This window comes from Rhizobacter sp. P1_G5 (assembly GCF_056405435.1).
In genome coordinates this window covers 1-2,364 of the sequence record NZ_JBFUCB010000795.1, presented here as the reverse complement: position 1 = coordinate 2,364, position 2,364 = coordinate 1, and the positions used below count along the sequence as shown (strand labels likewise).

Genomic DNA, 2,364 nt, shown 5'->3' with positions numbered 1-2,364 from the left:
GGCCATCATCGGCCACCACCAGCGTGTCCGGCCACGCGAACGCGGCCTCGAACGACGTGGTGTCGCCCACCTGCGCCAGCAGCCGCTCGCGTACGCTGCGCACCACCGTCTCCGACAGGCGCGACGGCGCGAACGCACCGGTCGCCACGCGCGCCCGGTTCACGTTGACGAAGAAGCGCGTGCCGCCCATCGTGCGCAGTTGCTCGATCAGCAACGGCCGGTACTGCGCCGGCAGGTCGCGGAAGAAACGGATCGCGCCGGCCGCGCTCTGCGCCGTCTGCTGCGCGGCATCGCGCGCATCGCGCAACGCATTCGCGCGCAGCTGCCAGGCCCAGATCGCCGTGCCCAGCAGCTGGCTCAGCAGCACGCCGGCCACCATCACCAGCATGATCCGCCCGCGCAGCGTGCGCGGCAGCAGCCGCTGCGCCACAGTACGCCAGTCAATCATGCGAGGCCAGCACCTCGACGGAGAACACATAGCCGCTGCTGCGCACCGTCTTGATCAGCGCCGGCTGCTTGCCGTCGTCGCCCAGCCGCTGGCGCAGCCGGCTCACCTGCACGTCGAGCGAACGGTCGGCCGGGCCGAGGTCGCGGCCGCGCGTCTGCTCCATCAGCCGCGCTCGCTCCATCACCTCGCCGGCATGCTCGGCCAGCAGCCGCAGCAGGTCGAAATCCATCGCGGTCAGCGCCAGCGGCTGGCCGTCCGGCCCCGTCACCGTGCGCTCCAGCCGATCCAGCCGGAAGCCGGCAAAGCGCAGGTAGCGCGCTGCCGCGCCGCCCTCGGTCTGCCCGGCGCGCCGGTGGATCGCCTTGATGCGCGCCAGCAGCTCGCGCGGGTTGTACGGCTTGCCGATGTAGTCGTCGGCACCGAGCTCCAGCCCGACGATGCGCTCGGTGTCGTCCGCGCTCGCGGTCAGCATGATGATCGGCAGCGTCGGCGCGCGCTGGCGCACCATCTGGCACAGCGCGAAGCCGTCGGTGTCGGGCAGCATCACGTCGAGGATCACCAGGCTCAGGTCGTCGCGGTAGCGCTCGAAGCCGCTGCGGAAGCTCRCGCCGTCGGCCGCGAGCTGCACCACGTACTGGTGCTTCTCCAGGTACAGCTTCAGCAGCTGCCGGGTCTTCTGGTCGTCGTCGACGGCGAGGATGGTGCGCTTGCGGGCGAGGTTCATGGCGCAGTCTTCAAGGAGAAGCGGGCGATCGCGCCGCGCTGCGGATCAGCGCCACCAGGCGCTCCTGCGCGCGGGCGGGCGTGACGGCGGGGTCCTTCACATAACGGTGCAACGCATCGGCCAGCGCGTCCTTCGTGGCCTCGTCGGCCGCCATCCGGTGCGCGATGCTCGGCAGCAGCGGGCTGTCGGCGCGCTTCAGCGTCTGCCACGAGTCGCGTGCGCATTCGTCGAGCTGGGTGGGGTCGATGTCGTCGCGCACCGGCACCGAGCCCTTGGCCTGGTTGTAGGCGAGCTGCGCCGCCGGCGACACCACCACTTCGGCCATGCGCTCCTGCTCGGCCTCGCGCTTCTTCGTGCCGGCCAGCATCGCCAGCGTGTCGATGCTGTACAGGTGCATGCCGGCGGTGCCCGGCACCGGCGCGCAGCCGTAGTCGCGGCCGGCCTGCGCGCCCCAGGCGGTCAGCTCGCCGCCGGTCCAGTCGCCCATGATCAGCATGCCGGCATCGCCGGTGAAGAGCTGGCGCGCCGACGCGGTCCAGCGCTGCTCGATGGCCGTCTCGCCATTCAGCCGCCGCAGCCAGCGCAGCCGCTCCAGCGCCTTCATCACGCGCGGGTCCTGCCAGGCCTGCCAGCGCTGCGTGGCGGCGAGCTCGGCATACAGCGCCGGCCCGCCCTCGGACAGCAACAGCGTCTCGAACACGGTGGCGATCTGCCACGGCTCGTCGCTCCACGCGAACGGTGCGACGCCGGCGCTGCGCAGCGTGGCCGCCGCCTGCTCGACGTCGCCCCAGCCCTTCGGCACGCTGAGCTTCAGCCGCGCCCACACCCGCTGGTTGTAGAACAGCGTGTTGATGCGGTGCACGCCGAGCGGTGCCGCGACGATGCGGCCGCGGTGCGTGATCACGCGCTGCACCACCGGAAACAGCGACTGGCTCCAGCGGTTGCGCTGCGCCACCTCGTCGAGCGGCAGCACCAGTCCGAGGTCCGACCAGTCGGCCAGCGTGCGGCCGATCACCTGCGCCGCATCGGGCGGGTCGCGCGCCAGCACGCGGCTGTTCAGCACCTTCATCGCGCCGCCGCCGCCGCCGCCGGGAATCGCCGCGTCGTTCCAGGCGATGCCGCGCTTGTCGAGCTGCTGCACCAGCTGCTCGACGGCGCGGCGCTCGCCGGCCGAGGTCCACCAGTGCAGCAC

The 2,364-nt window shown here is 72.1% G+C and carries 2 protein-coding genes and 1 pseudogene; all 3 read right to left on the bottom strand.

Annotation, left to right across the window (positions count from 1 at the left end):
- A pseudogene (locus AC1D12_RS31175) lies at nucleotides 1–448 on the bottom strand (ATP-binding protein); the annotation flags it as partial.
- Nucleotides 441–1,172, bottom strand: a complete 732-nt coding sequence (locus AC1D12_RS31170) for a response regulator (protein ID WP_477845067.1) — start codon at nucleotides 1,170–1,172, stop codon at nucleotides 441–443. The gene AC1D12_RS31170 and the pseudogene AC1D12_RS31175, both read right to left, overlap by 8 nt.
- A 10-nt stretch (nucleotides 1,173–1,182) precedes the next feature.
- Nucleotides 1,183–2,364 (bottom strand): ABC transporter substrate-binding protein (locus tag AC1D12_RS31165; RefSeq protein ID WP_477845066.1); only part of this gene is annotated, 1,182 nt, incomplete at its 5' end.